Raw genomic sequence first — 18120 nt, forward strand, 5'->3', positions numbered from 1 at the left:
CTCAGCCCGCTTTATGCGGGCTTTTTCATACCTGCCCGGTGATTTTTCATAGCCTTAACTTTGATCTTAAACACTTGACCGCATACTATTAATTTAGCAATCTGGTCATACGCACATAGCAAGACCTAACTCTGTTATGGCCGTCTACAAAGGCAATTTGAGGTACTCATTATCGTAGTAAGTGATAAGCAATAAGGATAAGCCTGTGTTTAAACTCGCAAAAAATGGCAATATATTGATGGACGTCGCAGCTGCGTCGCCCCCCAGTGCAGCGTTTGTGGTTGAAGCACTTGAACGCTCACCTTATGCGGACTGCGCAATTGATCACGAGTCCATTGCAGCCTATTTTAAACAAGATACCCCCGCTGCTCAGCTGATTGTGGCTCAGCAAAAAGATGCACATATCGAAGTGGCACTCAGCGAAGATAAAATGCAGGCAATCGCCAAACTGACAACTGCTCAGGGTGGTAAAATGATCAGCCTTGAGGATGCCAAACGCGCCATCGTCAAAATCGGCGTAACACGGGGCTATAAACAGGTTTATCTCGAGAATTTACTCAAGCAACAGCTTGAATCCATGCCAGGTACTGAGGTAACCGGGGTTGTCGCACAAGGCCGGCCACCTGAAAATGGTATCCCTGCTAAGTTAATTCCCCATGTTCAGACATTGAAAGAACGCCTGAAACAGCCCAAGTTACGTGAAGATGGCACCGTGGATATGCGAGATTTTGGTGCCCTGGCCAGTGTTGCGCCTGGCACCTTACTGGTTACCCAGCGTCCGGCAACACCTGGTAAAGAGGGCTTTACTGTTACAGGCGAAAGTATTACTCCAAAACCTGGCGACACCTTTCAGCTTGTTGCCGGTGAGGGCACGGAGATATCACCTACCAATCCGCTGCAACTGGTGGCCACCATTGCGGGTTGCCCCTCTGATGTTCCAAATGGCATGCGGGTAGACGACATCTTTACCATAGCCGATGTCAATGTACGTAGCGGCCATATTGAGTTCAGTGGCAGCGTGCTGGTCACCCGCAATGTGGAGCCGGGGATGAAGATCAAGGCCCATGGCGATATTACTGTTATGGGCACTGTAGAATCGGGCGAATTGATTTCAGATGGCAATATCGAAGTCAAAGGTGGGGTCATAGGTCATCTGGATCACAGCAACGACGATCAGGGACTCACCTGTCGCCTGATAGCCAAAGGTGATGTCCAGATCACTCACGGTCAGTACACCTATCTGGAAGGCCACAATGTCTTTATCCAAAAGCAAAGCAATCACTGTGATATCAAAGCTGCAAACCTGTTGCAGGTTGGCCTGGATGAGTCGCCCAAGGGCAAACTGATCGGCGGTACCATTTTTGATGCAAAAATGCTGGTGGCCGGCGAAGTTGGCAGCAGCTCAGGGGCAACCATGGCCATCTACCTGGCGCGCAGTGGCATGGAAATCACCGAGCGAACCGATCTGTGCCTGAAAGAATTAAGTCAGACTGATGAGCAGATCAACAATCTGCAAAAAGCGGTCGAAAAAGCCGATCATGTTAAAGACGCCGAAAAGAAAAAAACCTTGCTGGCTAAGATAGGGGCAACCCAGGAACATTATTGCAAACAAGCCGAAGCACTGGAGCATCAGCTGTCTGAATTAGATCATACCTTGCACGACTTGCTCGACAACACTCAGCTGGTGGTTAATACCTCGTTGCACTCTGGCGTCGAGATCCATATTTTCGATAAGGTTTATAAAACCAACCGCAGTTATCCTCCCTGCAGCGCCAGGTTGCTCGAAGGAAAAATAGAAATTGAATTTAAGATGTAAGGGAGCCCAACCGGGCTCCCTTACTGTGTGTTGCCATCGCGTCTAAAGTAACCCAGAAACTTCAGTTTTAATTTGCTCAGGCCACACACCAACCTGGACCTGACCAATATGTTGCTTTTGCAGTAACAGCATGACCAAACGAGACTGACCAATCCCCCCGCCTATAGTCTGTGGCAGTGCGCCGGCCAGCAGGCTCTGATGCCAGTCCTGCTCTAGCCTTTGTTCATCCTGAGTCAGACTGAGCTGACGTTGCAGGCTATCCGGACACACCCGGATCCCCATGGACGAAATTTCAAAGGCATCCTCAAGAACCGGGTTCCAGACCAGGATATCTCCGTTGAGTCCCTGATATTGCTCGCAGGTAGGCGTCGACCAATCGTCGTAGTCCGGCGCTCTGACATCATGTATTTTGCCATCCCCCAGTTCGCCGCCAATACCAATCAGAAATACCGCGCCATACTCCTGAGCAATCGCTTTTTCTCTTTGCTTGGGCGTAAAATCCGGATACATACGGCGCAGCTCTTCACTATGTACAAAAGTGATGTGCTGCGGTAAAAATGGGGTCAGCCCGTAGTCAGACGCCAGTTGCTGCTCAGTTTCGCGAATTGCGCTGTACAGGGTCTGTACCGTTTCTTTGAGTTTATCCAAAGAGCGCTCTGACTGCGCGCAGATCACCTGTTCCCAGTCCCACTGATCAACGTACACAGAATGGATGGGTGACAGCTTGTCTTCGTCCGGACGTAACGCCTTCATATGCGTATAGAGTCCCTGCCCTGCGCCAAAGCCATAATCGCCAAGTGTTTTACGCTTCCACTTTGCCAGTGAATGCACGACCTCAAAGTCGCTGTCACTCAGCGTTTTCACCTTCACCTTAACGGCTTTTTCGGTGCCGCTGAGGTTGTCCTGAATCCCGTCACCTACTTTTGCCAGGATAGGTGCCTGGACTTCAATCAGGCCTAGCTTGTCAGTCAGTTGTTGTGAAAAAAGTGCTTTTGCACGAGCTATTTGCTGTTGTGTTTGCAGATACTGTTGCAACATATCGGTTTCCTCATTCCCAATGGTGTTGAATAACGGTGCAGGCTTGCTGCGTTAAATCTATCCTCAACAAAAATGAGTAAAGATTCAATACTCCATAACAAAAACACCTTTACACTATTTTTTTCGTTAAAAATTCGCTTTAATAATTATTGAATCAATAATTAGCGTGCAAAATATCCATGGAAAATTATCAAATCGATAATCTCGACCGTTCTATCCTTCATGCCTTAATGGACAATGCCAGAACCCCCTATGCTGAACTGGCCAAACGCTTTGCCGTCAGTGCAGGGACCATTCATGTGCGGGTCGAAAAGATGAAGCAAGCCGGTATTATCGTCGGCACCCGGGTCAGCATAGATGCCAAACAGCTGGGCTATGATGTCTGCTGTTTTATTGGCGTAAACCTTAAACATGCCCGGGATTACCCGGCCACCATTGAACAATTGGAAGGGTTTGAAGAAGTTGTTGAAGCCTATTACACCACGGGTAATTACAGCATTTTTATCAAGGTGATGGCACGTTCTATTGACCATCTGCAGGATGTACTGATCAACAAGATCCAGACCATTGAGGCGATCCAGTCAACCGAGACCCTGATCTCCTTGCAGGCACCAATAATGCGTGAAGTAATGCCTTAGAGAGGCGCTTTTTGTTATAATCGCGGCAATTTAGTAGTTAAGAGCTGTAATTGATGGAAGAAAACCGTTTTCAGCGCGTTAAGCGCATTTTGGATCAACGCCAGACTGATTTAACTGTGTGCCTGGACGAAGTCCACAAACACCACAATCTGTCGGCCATAGTGCGCACAGCCGATGCGGTCGGCTGCCATCATGTTCATGCGGTTTGGCCGCAGGAACAAAGACGCCTGACCAATAACACCTCAGGTGGCAGTAAAAACTGGGTAGAAACCCATATGCACGACGACATAGATCAGGCTGTTGCCGCGATCCGTGCGCAAAACCCGGGGATTCAACTGCTGGCGACTAATCTCAGTGATACCGCCGTAGATTTTCGTGAGATTGATTATACTAAACCGACTGCCGTCATCGTTGGGCAGGAGCGTTTGGGGATCTCTGACAGAGCACTGGAGCATGCCGATCAGCATATCGTGATCCCAATGGCAGGTATGGTACAGTCGTTAAATGTCTCGGTGGCCGCTGCCTTGATCTTATATGAAGCACAGCGTCAGCGTGAAGAAGCTGGGCTGTATCAGCGCAATGATATGCTCGACCCGGCAATTAAACACAAACTGTTATTTGAAGGCTGTCACCCGATCATTGCCAATCGCTGCGTAGAAAAAGGTCTGCCCTACCCGGCACTGGATGAGTTTGGAGAGATCGTCGCCGACGATGCATTCTGGAACACACTGAAATTCAGCCAAAAAGGATAATTATGTCTCGCCCCAATTTAGCCCAGTACGCCATCACCGACCTCAAGGGAGTCGGCCCTAAGGCCGCAGAGCGGCTGGCCAAATTGGGGATCCGCAGTGTTCAGGATATGCTATTTCACCTGCCATTGCGCTATGAAGACAGAGCCAGAACTTACCGCATCGCCGAGCTGATGCCACACCTTCATGTAAGTGTGGAGGGCGAAATTGAACAGGCCAACATCACCTTCGGCAAGCGCCGCATGCTGGTGTGCCAGATCAACGATGGCACCGGTCGTATTACTCTGCGCTTTTTCAACTTCAGTGCAGCGCAAAAAAATGCCATGCAAAGCGGCAAAATCATGCGCTGTTTTGGTGAAGTGCGCCGTGGCCGGGTCGGCCTGGAAATGGCTCACCCTGAATACAGTATTCGCGATGAACTGAGTGATACACCTCAAGGCGCCGATACCCTCACCCCGGTTTACCCGACCACTGAAGGGCTTAAGCAACTCAGTATTCGCGCCATTGCCGAACAGGCCGTTGCTTTACTGCACAAATACGACATTGACGATCATCTGCCGCAGCAGTTCCGCCCCAATCAGTTGAGCTTGAAAGAGGCCCTGCTGACGCTCCATCAGCCACCTCAGACTGTGGCTCTGGACCAGCTGGAACTCGGTCAGCACCCGGCACAGCAGCGTCTGGCGTTTGAAGAGTTACTGGCACAAAACCTTAGCCTGCTACAGCTCAGGCAGCAAGGTCAGGCCGTCAAGGCCGTATCTTTGCCGCCCAACAACGTGTTAGAAACCGAATTTCTGGCTCAGCTCCCCTTTAAACCCACAGCGGCACAGAGCCGGGTGGTGGCCGAGATCAAAGGCGATTTGCAACAACCCTACCCTATGATGCGCCTGGTGCAAGGTGATGTAGGCTCAGGTAAAACCCTGGTCGCGGCGCTGAGTGCACTCACGGCCATTGCCAAAGGCTATCAGGTGGCGTTGATGGCACCAACGGAGATTTTATCCGAGCAGCACAACATCAATTTCCAGAATTGGTTTGCGACGCTGGGTATTGAAGTCGTCTGGCTGGCAGGTAAAACCAAAGGGAAAGAGCGTGAACGTGTGCTTGAGCGCATCAGCTCAGGTCAGGCGCAAATGGTCGTTGGCACCCATGCGCTGTTTCAGGAGCAGGTGCAGTTTAGTAATCTGGCGCTGATCATCATTGATGAGCAACACCGCTTTGGTGTTCATCAGCGCCTCTCGTTACGTGAAAAGGGTAAGTTTAACGACTGCTATCCGCATCAGCTGGTTATGACGGCCACGCCAATCCCACGGACACTGGCAATGACTGCCTATGCCGATCTGGAAACCTCAGTGATCGATGAGCTGCCACCAGGGCGCACCCCCATCACAACCGTTGCCGTTCCTGATACGCGTCGCGAAGAAGTGATTGAACGAGTGCGACGCGCCTGTATCGAGCAACAGCGGCAGGTGTACTGGGTCTGTACTTTGATTGATGAATCAGAAGCCTTGCAATGTCAGGCGGCCGAAGACACCGCAGAGCAACTCACCAAAGCCCTGCCGGAGCTGAATATCGCCCTGGTTCATGGCCGTATGAAAGCACAGGAAAAACAGCAGATCATGCAGGACTTTAAGCAAGCGCAAAGTCATGTACTGGTTGCAACGACTGTCATTGAGGTAGGTGTCGATGTGCCCAATGCCAGCCTGATCATTATAGAAAACCCGGAACGTCTGGGCCTGGCACAGCTACACCAGTTGCGTGGCCGGGTTGGTCGTGGTGATATCGCATCGCATTGCCTGCTGCTTTATCATGCGCCTTTATCGGCAACGGCACAAAAGCGCCTGGGCGTGCTGCGCGACAGCAATGATGGCTTTGTCATTGCCGAACGGGATCTGGAGATCCGCGGCCCGGGTGAAGTACTGGGTACTCGCCAGACCGGTCTGGCCGAGCTAAAGATTGCCGATCTCAGCCGGGACAAAGTGCTACTGCCTCAGGTGCGCAGCCTGGCCTTCACCCTGCTGCAACAGCATCCACAAGCCGTTGAGCCATTGATCCAGCGCTGGCTGCCTAATCGCAGCGAATTTGCCATGGCTTAGTCACGGATTATCCATGGATTAGCCATGGCTTACTTAAACGTTTCTGAACGTTCGATCACTTCAATCTGGTAGCCGTCAGGATCGGCAACAAAGAAAAAACGTGCCACCAGCGTATCGCCGTTGTAAAACGACTTCATCTCTTTGGGCTGGTAACCCAGCGCCTGTGCCTTAGCATGCACTGGGACTAAATCATCCACCACCACAGCAATATGACCATAGCCATTACCTAACTCATAGGGCTGCTGCGTATCATGATTCCAGGTAAGTTCTAATTCAAATTCAGCCTCTTCGTTACCCAGATAAACGAGGCTAAAATCATCAAACTCAATGCGCCTGCGCTCGCCCAGTGCTAATACATCGTGATAAAATGTCAGGGATTTTTGCAAGTCCATTACCCTAACCATGCTGTGAATGAGTTTTGCCATCAAGGAGTCCTCTTATGTGTGAATTATATGCCTCGGCCAATCCAGCGAGCTATGAGGTCATACGCCGCTCAATGCGTATTCAGGGGGCCGTAACCAGCCTGGCACTGGAGCGCCAGATCTGGGATCTGTTGCAGGAGATAGCTGTCGCAGAGCAACTCAGTGTGGCTGAATTTGTCTCGACCCTTTATCAGGAAGTACTGGAACGTCAGGGCGAGGTAAAAAACCTTGCCTCTTTGCTGCGTATCACCTGCTTAACCTACCTGGCCAATCATACGCGTAGTCGCAGCTAAAGGGGTAGTATCTGGCTACTACATTAACATTAGGCTTTTGCTTATCAGTAAAAGCCGATACACTGAGACTGATTCAGTCTTGGTAATCCTTTGAATTGTGTGAACTCTTTAGGCACAAGGTATAGCGCTATCTTATGAAATCTCATTTAGGCCGCCGTGCATTTTCAAACATGGAATTGTATACCCTGTTTAACGGCTACATTTATGGTGATGAAAAACAAAAGCGTGAGCAGCCGAAGCATTGGCACTTCTGGTTGCCGGTGCTGGCTTACTACACAGGTGCCTACAGTGACGAGATTGGCAATCTAACTCGCTCAGATATCACCAAACAAGACCAGGTGCGCGGTTTCACGTTTACGACTCATGGCAAGCTCCAACCCCGATTTGTGCCCATTCATCCAGCGCTCTGGCATGCCGGATTACAGGACTATCTGCACTTCTTAGAACAACAAGGCCACACCCGGCTGATGTTTGATTTACCTGCTAAGTCAGGCCGCTTCAGTGAAAAAGTCAGGATCTGGTTTTCCGGAGAAGGTGAACGACTGGGTTACTTGCAAAAGTGTGGTCTGCCCAATGTAGACCAGCAAGGCATGAAAACGGCTATCAGTAGTCTGAGACTGAACTTTGAGCAGCAGATACACATCTCAGCTATCCAGCAGGGTAACAAAGCCGCCATGCTATATTTGCTGGGCCTGAAAAGTGATGGCCAGATCCTTGAGCAACCCAAAGCTCAACAGCTCAAACAAATACTCACACAAGTGAGGGTGGTTAATCCCAATATTCACTGGCAGCGCTTTACGGAGCGCCATGGACAATGATAGTCAGTATTAATCGCAGAGAGATAAACTTACACAGCGGTGAAATTAGCTACCAAGGTGAAGTGAGTGTGCTGGAGCCCAAAGTGCTTGCCGTGCTAAAAGCCCTGCTTGATGCTGAAGGCCAATTGCTCTCCACTGAAAAAATACTCGATACTGTCTGGGCCGATGTCGTGGTTGGGCCCAATGCGGTACAAAGGTGTATCACGCAATTAAGGAAGCACCTCGGTGATGATCGTAAAACCCTGATTAAAACCTTCCCCAAGCTTGGTTACAGACTGCAAATATCACCAACAACACGAGTTTCAAGGCAGGCAAAATATCTATATCCAATTGCTGTATTGCTAATGATGCTCGTAGTTGCAGGTATTATATGGCCCAGCGAAAAGCCACCATACCGCATCGTCCAACTACTATCCGATAGTTATGAACCGGGCAGTGAAAGTCAAAGCAATATCTATGACGAAAAGTTGGTGTATGTACGCCATGGAGAAGAGCGAAATTCCACACAACTGATGCTACGGGCAACATTACATGGTCCAGCAGAAGTCTTGCACCAGGCTCATTCATTTGTCGATACTCCAGCTTTTTCGCCAGATGGACGTGCTTTACTCGTTTCAGAACAGACTTTATACCAGCAAAGCAAATGCGCACAGTTACGACGTATCGATCTCACCACACAGACCAGTCAGGCTATACTCCCATGCCAGCAAAACAGGTTCCGTTTTGCTGGATGGCGCACTAGTCAAGAGATTATCTATGGTCAGGAGGATAATCAACGGCACATAACACTCTGGCGCCATCAGCTGGTACCAGGAGCAACGGCACAGCGCCTGCGACTTCCCAATGAAATACAACAAGTGGCCGCTTTTTCAAACCAGGCAGATCAGTTGTTTATCAGTGGCAGAGACATCAATAACACCGCTCAGCTGTGGCACATAAGATATGAAGGTACACATCCTGAACTCGTTAAACAGATAGCTTTAAGTTATGACCCCTTTGACGCTTCACAGCCTTTAGTGCTGAGTGATGAGACCTTAGTACAGAGTATTCGCGACCAACTTTACTTTTACCCTCCTGGCAACCTGCCCTACTCACTGACTTTACATGGGAGTGGACAGCTCAATCTTAGCGCCGTGACCCACACAGGTGACCTTCTGTTGTCTCGTGCCGTTCAAACGAACCAAGTTATGCGATATACCAAGCAGGGTGAAAAGTGGGCTTCAACCCCTGTCGCTCTTGGCAATCCGGCTCATAACCTGGCACTTTTTCAGCCCAATGGCGAGGCCGTGGCTTTTCTATCTTTACGCTCCGGCAAGCAACAACTTTGGGTATGGCATGACCGGACTTTAACGCAGCTCACAAAAGGCGCGGAAGTGCACTCTTTTGTCTGGCATCACGAAGGGCATTCGTTATATGTTCTCACGCAGGACGCATTGCTTAGCGTGGATCTTTCTGGTTATGTCACACCGCTAAAAACCGATATTTTACCTTCTATACTCATGCAATCAGATGAAGACGCACAGGGCCACTTTCTGCTAGCTGCAAACGACAACTCTGTCAGCTTATTCAGACCGCAACAGTCAACAAGCCACACTCTGCTCGAAGGCCCTATTCACTGGGCACAATACACTCGTCAAGGCAACTTGCTATTCGCTACCTCTGATCATCCGCACTTAATGCAATGGAGCAATGGTGCAAGCACGCCGGTGTCTGGCATACAACATATACACCTGCAGTGGCGCTTTTTCTATCATCATGACGTGCTATTGCTACCGGACAAACAAGGGGTTATCTGGCAATACGATCCTGTAACTATGGAAAGTATAAAATTAACCAAACCGAACTCTGACTTTCAGCTGCTAAGCGATGCTTTCAGTGCACCGCTCAAAGTGTTGAATTTGACAAACCAGGCGCCCCGTAGCACGTTACTCAGGCTTAAACTCGCCCAGAACAATCATTAGATAACTAGAAGTAAGTGGCCTTAAGCTGTTCCTGAATATAGCCAATGGCACGCTCATCCTGTTGAGCTTTCGCCTTAGCAAGTGCTTGCTCAAAGACCTCTTTAGACAATACACGTTTTCCATTCGCGTTAAGCGCTTGTGCATAACGGATACGATAGTGAAGCTCCTCAGGGGCCTGCTTGATAAGCTCTTCATAGACAGTCAGCGCTTGTTTACTCTGCCCCTGCTCCATATAGTAAAGTGCCAGGCCAGCCAAGCTGCCAGACACAGGAATGTCATATCCATACTTACTTTTCAATTTACGATAATAAGCCTGCAACCCACTGACTCCTTGCTCTGCAAAAGGAGTAAAGTCAGTGATTTGACGATCCGCAAATAGTGCCTCAACCCCGTGATAGAAGGCAATCTGCACTGCGCCCAGATAATTTTCTTCACTCAGATCTGAAAGCAACACGTTTTCCCGAGTTTTCAGCTTACTAATCAAGGCGTCAAAATAAGGGCGATTGTTGGCAAAGTTTCCCAAACTGAGATATAAGTAGCGCTGCTTCAGACCAACCATAAGTTTGCTCTGTATATCTTCAGACCAAATCTTGTCTTCCAGCTCCCAGGCTGGATTGATAAGAATAGCCGCCTGATATACTTCAGGAAAATGACTAAACAAATATAAAGATTGATTTGCCCAAGTTGAGAACCCCTCCAACACTCTGAAAGGCGCAGCTCTGTAATGCACTTCCAGATACGGTAACAGTTCCTGAACCAGGATATTACCTAGTATTTGGTCCATGCTGTCTTGCTGAGCCAGCTTCGGTATAGTCGCTTGAATATTCGGAATACGCAGCAGTATGACTTTCGGCATGGGGCCAAAGTCAACATGACTCAACCAGTCAATCTGGGCTCGTAGTGCTTCAATACGACTATCACCGGATGAGGTGATAATGACTGGGTAACGCTCCTGAGGGTGATCAGAATAGCCTTTTGGCAAATAGATCTCGGTCTCAACCAGCGCCTCTAAAACAGCTGAGTGAAAACTGACCGCACGCTTCTCAGATTGAATATCTTCTGCCATTAAGTTATTGGATATTATAAATAAAAGAATTATGGTTAGAAATTTTAGATAGTACATATTGGCTCCTTTGTTAGTGCTTTAAGCTAACCCAGGAGACACAATAATGCCTGAGCAAAGGTTGAAGTTTTGCTGATAAAACGCTGATCAGAGAGTAGAATACCTGGATATAAAAAACCCGGCTCTGGGCCGGGCTTAATTATCTGGGTCGTTATACCCATCTCAATTACACATAACTAACTGGAGGGATTAAACCTGCAGACAACAGTGCTTAAAATTGCTCTATTAATAACTGAATTTTAGGCATAGAGTCACAAATTTTTATCTGACTATCGCCGAGATTTTTTCATCTCGGGGGCGGCTACTATATTATTCGCAAAAGTATGCTCAGAGTGATTTCACAAACTTGCTAAATTCCTCGCCCAATTTATCATCACGCATCGCATATTCAACAATGGCTTTCAGATAGCCCATTTTGTCACCGCAATCATGTGCACGGCCACTCATATGAAAAGCTTCTACGCTCTCGCTTTCCATCAGCATGTCAATGGCATCTGTTAGCTGGATCTCGCCCCCAGCTCCAAGTGGTGTGCGCTCCAGCAAAGGCCAGATATTACGCGACAAAACGTAACGACCAACTACGGCAAGGTTTGAAGGCGCTTTATCAACCGCTGGTTTCTCAACCATGTGCTTGATGGGTGCGCTCTCACCCGGTTTGAGATCGACTCCCTGAATATCTGCGATACCATATTTGTTTACGTCTTTGCAGGGCACAGGTTCCAGCATGATCTGACTTAACTTGGTGTCTTTAAATCGGCGTACCATGGCCGCCAGGTTCTCACTCTTCTGATCCGCTGTATACTCATCCAGGATCACATCAGGCAGTAACACCACAAAGTCGTCATCACCTACTATGGGCTTGGCACACAATACAGCATGCCCCAGACCTTTTGCTTCACCTTGACGTACACTCATGATGGTGACGGTATCAGGACATATAGAGCGCACCTCATCGAGTAAGGTACGCTTGACTCGCATTTCAAGTGTCGCTTCTAATTCAAAACTAGTATCAAAGTGGTTTTCAATTGCATTTTTCGAAGAATGCGTTACCAGTACGATTTCTGAAATGCCCGCTGATGCGCATTCTTTAACGATATATTGAATGAGGGGCTTGTCGACAATAGGTAGCATTTCCTTAGGGATAGCTTTTGTCATGGGCAACATGCGAGTGCCCAAACCGGCTACCGGTATAACAGCTTTCATAGTTCATCCATTCAGGTTTAATGAGATAAGTAAGATTTCAACATCCAAGTAACTAGGTACTTTTACTCAACTAGCATAGCAGTGAAACAGCGTACTAACCAAGGGTGATATTAATCTTCACTAATAAAAAAAGCCCGTAAATTATCCATTTACGGGCTTTCTTATGTAAACTAGTGGGCTTGTACTGTGTTACAGGCCTGCACGCTTTTTGATAGCTGCAATCAGAGCTGAACCACCGTGACCATTACTTTCTGCCCACGCGATATCAGCACCATCTTCCAAAGCACTCTTTGGCAGGCTCTTGACGATAAATTCACCCGCATCTACTGCATTACTAGCAATTGCGTGGCGCAGCATATTGTTACCATTACACTGAATTGAATCGTATACATTACGGATTTTAACCCGTGAGCTCTTTAGCGTACTACGGATACGTCTTTTATCATCAGCTGCAATATACTCGCACAGAGAAACTGCTAGCTGATCGTTTGCTTTGCTCGCAAAACTCATTGTTAATGCCGAAACGCCAAGACTCACACCAATAACTAAAGGAATTACTTTCATCACCAATCACCTAGTACTTTTTTCGTAAGAACAAACGCTCAATATTGTATCAACCAATACAATTGTTAGCAACAAAGTTATATTCCTTTATTTAGAGTTACGAACTTATAACTATACAAATTTTTCTCATCTGCCTCAAAAGCTTGGCACGCTACTTCGTGCCATTCACCTACCTGAGTATGGTCCGGAAAGCGCGTATCTCCTGAGACTTCTAAGTCTATATAAGTTAGATAGAGCCGATTACTTAAGGGTAGAAACTGTTCATAAATATTTCCACCTCCAATGATCATAACTTCTTCACTTCCGTCCACTAAGGCTAACGCCTCTTGTGGTGATGAAACTACCTCAATTCCCTCAGCGCGATAATTTGAGTTGCGGCTGATCACAATATTTCGTCTGCCAGGAAGAGGGCGGCCGATTGATTCGAATGTTTTGCGCCCCATCACTACAGGTTTATTCAAGGTGATGGCTTTAAAATGTTTCAAGTCAGCCGGTAAATGCCAGGGCATAGCGTTATCATCGCCAATGATACGTCCGTTTGCCATCGCTGCAATCATTGATATTATCACAATACACTCCACTCATACTTTTATACTAAAAAAGGGCCCGAGGCCCTTTTTGTACCAATCCGATTAGTTAGACTCCAATACGAATTACGCTTATCTTTCGTAGACGACTTCCACATCGTAGTCGTCTTCGTCCCAGTCATCCCAGTCATCATCGTTGTCCTGAGTCGCCTGACGATGGTAGGTATCCCATTTGAATTCGACTTCTTCTTGCTCTTGCTCTTCGAACTTATCACGCGGCATGCTATCCAGCAGCCCCTGAATGTCGTAACACAATTGCTGGGTATTGAACTTATTCGCAGCTGAAATACGATACACATGCTCTGCATCCAGCTCTTCGGCAATTCGCTGGCACACATCTTCCAGCTCATCATCTGCAAGCAAGTCTATTTTGTTCAGTACCAACCAACGCGGTTTATTGGCTAGTTTAGGGCTGTACTGATGCAACTCATTGATGATTGCGAATGCATTGTCTACCGGATCTGTGCCATCAATTGGCATGACATCTACAACGTGCAGCAACACACGACAACGCTCAAGGTGTTTAAGGAACCGAATACCCAGACCGGCGCCATCCGATGCACCTTCAATTAACCCAGGAATATCGGCAATGACAAACGACTTGTTTGCTTCTGGACGCACGACTCCAAGGTTAGGTACTAAGGTGGTAAACGGATAATCCGCCACTTTAGGTTTTGCGGCAGATACGCTGCGAATGAAGGTAGATTTACCTGCATTTGGCAAGCCCAGCAAACCAACGTCGGCCAACAGCATAAGTTCAAGCTTTAAATTTCGTACCTCACCAGGTGTCCCCAGTGTTTTTTGTCTTGGCGCACGGTTTGTGCTCGATTTGAAGCGAGTATTACCTAACCCGTGATAACCACCTTTGGCTACCAGTAGCTTTTGTCCATGTTTTGTCAGATCGCCCAGACACTCTTGAGTGTCCACGTCCGTCACTCGTGTCCCTTCAGGCACTTTCAGGATTAAGTCGGCGCCTTTTTTACCTGTCATGTTACGACCATGACCATTGGTGCCACGCTCAGCACGGTGAAATCGTTCAAACTGGTAATCAATCAGGGTATTGAGGTTTTCGTCTGCCTCAAGGTAAACGCTACCTCCGTCTCCGCCGTCGCCACCATCCGGGCCACCGTCGGGTACAAATTTTTCGCGGCGAAATGAAACGACACCGCTTCCACCGTCTCCGGCTTCCGCGCGGATCTCTACTTCATCGACAAACTTCATGGTTACTCTCTTACTGGTTGTTCAGCACCTGCTATTATAGCAAGTTCATAGCGGCTTGATCAGCATGGGCAAATGCCTAACTACCGGTATGTGGCTCATATCTGACAGGAATAAGGTTAGAACAAATTAGAGTTCTGCTCTATAAAAACAAAAAACCCCGCCTAAGCGGGGTTTTTCAATATTCTTTTACCGATTACTCAGCAATGATGCTAACGTATTTACGGTTTAAAGGACCTTTCTGCTCAAAAACAACTTTACCGTCTGCTTTTGCGAAGATTGTGTGGTCTTTACCGATACCTGCGTTAGTACCTGCGTGGAACTTAGTACCACGTTGACGAACAATGATGTTACCCGCTAGTACAGATTCACCACCGAAACGCTTAACACCTAAGCGTTTACTTTCTGAATCGCGACCGTTACGAGTACTACCAGCTGCCTTCTTATGTGCCATCTTTCTGTACCTCTAAATTAAGCGCTAATGCCAGTGATTTTAACTTCAGTGAACCACTGACGGTGGCCCATCTGCTTACGAGAATGCTTACGACGTCTAAATTTAACGATCTTAATTTTCTCGCCACGACCGTGAGATACAACTTCAGCTGTAATCTTACCACCGTTTACGAACGGCGCACCGATCTCGATTTTTTCACCATCAGCTACAAGAAGTACTGAATCAAATTCAATTGATGCACCAGTCTCAACGTCTAGTTTCTCTAGACGAATTGTTTGACCTTCAGTCACACGGTGCTGTTTACCACCACTTTGGAAAACCGCGTACATAATTAACTCCGTCTGTGCGCCCTCAAATCGACGCAACTTAATATTCTTCAATAGGGCGCGAAGTTTACGCTAATGTGCTACTTCGCGCAAGCCCTAGATCGCAAATAAATGAATAAAAAATAGCTAACTTGAGGGCGTAATAATATTTTCATTTATTCTAACGAAAAGGTGTGATAAGCCAAGCTCTTTTTTGCTTTCTTACTCACGAATTTTGATAGGAAATGACCACAAAGAACAAAAAACAAACAAAAGCATCGATTTATTAAACTCTATCAAGGCAAGTTATCGAGTCACGGGAATTTTTAATGTACACTTGCGACTCGAACATCCCTGAATGAGGCTTTAGCTCGGAGCGTTATGGATATCAAAGCGATCCAGAGATTGATTGAGCAAGACATGCTTGCCGTTAATCAACTTATAGGCGACCAAATGCAATCTGACGTCGCACTGGTTAATCAACTTGGCTTATATATAGTCAATAGTGGTGGAAAACGCATCCGCCCTATGCTGGCACTTTTGGTTGCTAAGGCATTGGGTTATCAGGGCGATAAACACGTTACACTGGCGACCATTATCGAGTTTATCCACACAGCCACTTTGCTGCATGACGACGTCGTTGATGAATCAGCTCTGCGTCGGGGTGAACCCACTGCCAATGCCGAGTTTGGTAATGCGGCAAGCGTGTTAGTTGGCGACTTTATATACACCCGTTCCTTTCAGCTGATGGTTGGACTTGAGAATATGGAAGTCATGCAAATCCTGGCTGATGCGACCAATATTATCGCAGAGGGCGAGGTTTTACAGCTGATGAACTGTAACGACCCGGACACGACAGAGCAAAGCTATATGCAGGTAATATATAGTAAAACGGCTAAACTGTTCGAAGCCGCAACTATGCTACCCGCAGTTATCCTGAACAAATCAGATGCAACCAAAGAAGCTCTGAAACTCTATGGTATGCACCTGGGCACAGCATTTCAGTTAGTTGATGATGTGCTCGACTACAGTGCCAATGCTGAGCAGCTCGGAAAAAACATTGGTGATGACTTAGCCGAAGGCAAACCAACGCTGCCGTTAATTTACGCAATGCGTCACGGCACTGATCACCAGATTGCACAGATCCGTGATGCCATAGCAAACGGTAATGGCCTCGATAACCTGAACGAAATTCTGGCTACGCTTGAGCAGACCAACGCGCTTGAACACACTATGGAGCGCGCCCGCACAGAGTCGCAAAAAGCCATTGAGCAACTCAGTGTACTCGAGGAGTCAGAGCACAAAACAGCTCTGGTTTCATTGGCAAAACTAGCGGTAGAGCGCAGCTATTAAGCGGATAAAAGACATTAAAAAAGGCTGCTCAGGCAGCCTTTTTTAGTTGAGGTGATTACCCTTCTTTTGGACGATAACCTTCAATCTCAACGTCTTTACCTTCAAACAAAAAGCCCACCATCTGATCTTCGAGTTGCTGGCGGTGTTCAGGATCCATCATGTTCAGGTGCTTCTCATTGATCAGCATAGTTTGCTTGTGCTGCCATTGTTGCCACGCTTCTTTACTGATGTTGTTGAAGATACGTTCGCCAACTTCACCCGGATACAGTTGAAAATCCAGTCCAGGAGCTTCTTTTTGTAGCTTTTGACAAAATACGGTACGTGCCATCTCTTTACCCTTTAAGCATTCATTTAGGTTAAGTTTACCCCATTGCCTTTAAGACTTTAACCAACTTTTTAGTCGGTGCCGCTAAGCCCACCTCTGCCGGCTGTGCCAGCGCGTACCACAAGAGCGGGTTATCGTGAACACAGTCAGGAACAGCGCTTAATTCAACAACTACCGGAGTGATAGTTAATTCAAAGTGGGTAAATATGTGGACAAATGGCGACAATGTTTGTCGGCTGCCCGAAATACCCTGCTGCGCCAAAAACGTCTCAAGCTCTGTCAGCTCGCTAAACTCAAAGAAACCAAACAAACCGCCCCAGATACCGCTACTGGGGCGCTTTTCCATCAGCACTTTGTCATCCGCTCGTACTATTAAGTGATAAGTGGCTTTTTTGGGTTTGACTTTTTTCGGCTTCGAATTTGGAAATTCCTTCACCCTGCCCTGTTGGTATGCCTGGCAACGACTGACCAATGGACAAGCCTCACAATCAAAATTGCTGCGACTACATAAACTGGCCCCCAGATCCATCATTGCCTGATTATATTCAGTCACACTGTCTTTGGGTGTCAACGCATCGGTCAATGCCCAGAGGTGATTTTCAACCTTCTTAACGCCATACCAGCCTTCAACCATAAAAAAGCGGGCCAGTACACGTTTTACATTGCCATCCAGAATAGGGTGTGGCTGCCCCAGAGAAAGAGAGAGTACCGCCCCCGCCGTAGAGCGACCAATACCAGGCAGTGCCATTACTTCCTCCAGTGTTTCAGGAAATTTTCCCTGATACTCATCACGTACAATTTTTGCGGTCTTATGTAAGTTTCTTGCACGAGCGTAATACCCGAGCCCTGTCCAGTGATGTAATACTTCGTCCTCTGGTGCATTCGCTAAATCTAAGATGGTGGGAAATCGCGCCATAAAACGCTCAAAATACGGGATCACAGTCACAACCTGAGTTTGTTGTAACATTACCTCGGATACCCAAACTTTATACGGGGTCTTCTCTAGTTGCCAGGGCAGCGTTTTACGCCCATGTAACTGGTACCAGTCGACAACTTGCGTGGCAAACCACTGGGCCTGCTCATTATTTACTGTCATTGCGAGACTCTGCTTTTACTTGCTAATACACGCGCCAGTGTATGAAGCTATTTTCAAAGGTCAAGCT

The 18120-nt window shown here is 47.5% G+C and carries 19 protein-coding genes; 8 read left to right on the top strand and 11 right to left on the bottom strand.

The window, feature by feature from the left end; all coding sequences use genetic code 11:
* Nucleotides 1-205 precede the first annotated feature (205 nt).
* On the top strand, nucleotides 206-1816 hold the full coding sequence (locus tag ACXAH1_RS00375) for a DUF342 domain-containing protein (RefSeq protein WP_253046832.1): 1611 nt from the start codon (nucleotides 206-208) through the stop codon (nucleotides 1814-1816).
* Between the two features lie 42 nt (nucleotides 1817-1858).
* On the opposite strand, the gene asnA is transcribed toward ACXAH1_RS00375, so the two are convergent.
* Nucleotides 1859-2854: an aspartate--ammonia ligase gene (gene asnA / locus ACXAH1_RS00380; RefSeq protein ID WP_054014721.1), complete on the bottom strand. Its 996-nt coding sequence runs from the start codon at nucleotides 2852-2854 to the stop codon at nucleotides 1859-1861.
* Nucleotides 2855-3033: 179 nt separating this feature from the next.
* On the opposite strand from asnA, the gene asnC reads away from it, so the two are divergent.
* Genes asnC through recG form a run of 3 tightly spaced genes read left to right on the top strand, consistent with a single transcriptional unit; the run spans nucleotide 3034 to nucleotide 6331 of the window.
* Nucleotides 3034-3492: a transcriptional regulator AsnC gene (gene asnC, locus ACXAH1_RS00385; protein ID WP_010383506.1), complete on the top strand. Its 459-nt coding sequence runs from the start codon at nucleotides 3034-3036 to the stop codon at nucleotides 3490-3492.
* A gap of 53 nt (nucleotides 3493-3545) precedes the next feature.
* The gene (trmH, locus tag ACXAH1_RS00390) at nucleotides 3546-4244 is read left to right on the top strand and encodes a tRNA (guanosine(18)-2'-O)-methyltransferase TrmH (protein ID WP_475192885.1); all 699 of its coding nucleotides are present in this window, start codon (nucleotides 3546-3548) and stop codon (nucleotides 4242-4244) included.
* A 2-nt stretch (nucleotides 4245-4246) separates the two neighbouring features.
* Nucleotides 4247-6331: an ATP-dependent DNA helicase RecG gene (gene recG / locus ACXAH1_RS00395; RefSeq protein ID WP_475192887.1), complete on the top strand. Its 2085-nt coding sequence runs from the start codon at nucleotides 4247-4249 to the stop codon at nucleotides 6329-6331.
* Nucleotides 6332-6360: 29 nt separating this feature from the next.
* Here the strand turns inward: recG and ACXAH1_RS00400 are convergent, their stop codons facing one another.
* The gene (locus tag ACXAH1_RS00400) at nucleotides 6361-6756 is read right to left on the bottom strand and encodes a VOC family protein (protein WP_475192888.1); all 396 of its coding nucleotides are present in this window, start codon (nucleotides 6754-6756) and stop codon (nucleotides 6361-6363) included.
* A 14-nt stretch (nucleotides 6757-6770) separates the two neighbouring features.
* Here ACXAH1_RS00400 and ACXAH1_RS00405 point away from each other — a divergent pair, with 14 nt between their 5' ends.
* The 3 genes from ACXAH1_RS00405 (at nucleotide 6771) to ACXAH1_RS00415 (ending at nucleotide 9825) form a co-directional block, all read left to right on the top strand.
* Nucleotides 6771-7046, top strand: a complete 276-nt coding sequence (locus ACXAH1_RS00405) for a ribbon-helix-helix domain-containing protein (RefSeq protein WP_138550678.1) — start codon at nucleotides 6771-6773, stop codon at nucleotides 7044-7046.
* A 134-nt stretch (nucleotides 7047-7180) separates the two neighbouring features.
* Entirely contained in the window at nucleotides 7181-7864 is a 684-nt protein-coding gene (locus tag ACXAH1_RS00410) for a site-specific integrase (RefSeq protein WP_475192891.1), read from the top strand.
* A complete protein-coding gene (locus ACXAH1_RS00415) occupies nucleotides 7861-9825 on the top strand; it encodes a winged helix-turn-helix domain-containing protein (RefSeq protein ID WP_475192895.1) in 1965 nt (654 codons plus the stop codon). The genes ACXAH1_RS00410 and ACXAH1_RS00415 overlap by 4 nt, the downstream gene beginning before the upstream one ends.
* A gap of 4 nt (nucleotides 9826-9829) precedes the next feature.
* On the opposite strand, the gene ACXAH1_RS00420 is transcribed toward ACXAH1_RS00415, so the two are convergent.
* The 7 genes from ACXAH1_RS00420 to rplU form a co-directional block, all read right to left on the bottom strand.
* Entirely contained in the window at nucleotides 9830-10948 is a 1119-nt protein-coding gene (locus tag ACXAH1_RS00420; protein WP_475192898.1) for an alpha/beta hydrolase-fold protein, read from the bottom strand.
* 327 nt (nucleotides 10949-11275) lie between these two features.
* Nucleotides 11276-12151, bottom strand: a complete 876-nt coding sequence (galU, locus tag ACXAH1_RS00425; RefSeq protein WP_475192900.1) for a UTP--glucose-1-phosphate uridylyltransferase GalU — start codon at nucleotides 12149-12151, stop codon at nucleotides 11276-11278.
* 189 nt (nucleotides 12152-12340) lie between these two features.
* Complete coding sequence (locus ACXAH1_RS00430) at nucleotides 12341-12661, bottom strand: DUF3718 domain-containing protein (RefSeq protein ID WP_432760819.1); 321 nt, start codon at nucleotides 12659-12661, stop codon at nucleotides 12341-12343.
* Nucleotides 12662-12792: 131 nt separating this feature from the next.
* Nucleotides 12793-13284 carry a type 3 dihydrofolate reductase gene (gene folA / locus ACXAH1_RS00435; protein WP_475192901.1) on the bottom strand — a complete coding sequence of 164 codons (492 nt, stop codon included), beginning with the start codon at nucleotides 13282-13284 and terminating at the stop codon, nucleotides 12793-12795.
* A 90-nt stretch (nucleotides 13285-13374) separates the two neighbouring features.
* On the bottom strand, nucleotides 13375-14523 hold the full coding sequence (gene cgtA, locus ACXAH1_RS00440; protein ID WP_475192904.1) for an Obg family GTPase CgtA: 1149 nt from the start codon (nucleotides 14521-14523) through the stop codon (nucleotides 13375-13377).
* A 193-nt stretch (nucleotides 14524-14716) separates the two neighbouring features.
* Nucleotides 14717-14974, bottom strand: coding sequence for a 50S ribosomal protein L27 (gene rpmA, locus ACXAH1_RS00445; RefSeq protein WP_010383519.1), 258 nt, complete (start codon nucleotides 14972-14974; stop codon nucleotides 14717-14719).
* 17 nt (nucleotides 14975-14991) lie between these two features.
* Nucleotides 14992-15303 carry a 50S ribosomal protein L21 gene (rplU, locus tag ACXAH1_RS00450; RefSeq protein WP_010383520.1) on the bottom strand — a complete coding sequence of 104 codons (312 nt, stop codon included), beginning with the start codon at nucleotides 15301-15303 and terminating at the stop codon, nucleotides 14992-14994.
* A gap of 357 nt (nucleotides 15304-15660) precedes the next feature.
* Between rplU and ispB the strand changes: the two genes are divergently transcribed.
* Nucleotides 15661-16632, top strand: coding sequence for an octaprenyl diphosphate synthase (ispB, locus tag ACXAH1_RS00455; protein ID WP_475192905.1), 972 nt, complete (start codon nucleotides 15661-15663; stop codon nucleotides 16630-16632).
* A gap of 55 nt (nucleotides 16633-16687) precedes the next feature.
* Here the strand turns inward: ispB and ACXAH1_RS00460 are convergent, their stop codons facing one another.
* Nucleotides 16688-16960 (bottom strand): oxidative damage protection protein, encoded by a 273-nt coding sequence (locus ACXAH1_RS00460; RefSeq protein WP_054014731.1) that lies wholly within the window; start codon nucleotides 16958-16960, stop codon nucleotides 16688-16690.
* A gap of 34 nt (nucleotides 16961-16994) precedes the next feature.
* The gene (gene mutY, locus ACXAH1_RS00465; protein ID WP_475192907.1) at nucleotides 16995-18053 is read right to left on the bottom strand and encodes an A/G-specific adenine glycosylase; all 1059 of its coding nucleotides are present in this window, start codon (nucleotides 18051-18053) and stop codon (nucleotides 16995-16997) included.
* Nucleotides 18054-18120 lie beyond the last annotated feature (67 nt).

The sequence above is a fragment of the Pseudoalteromonas sp. AWH4_217 genome (genome assembly GCF_056161105.1).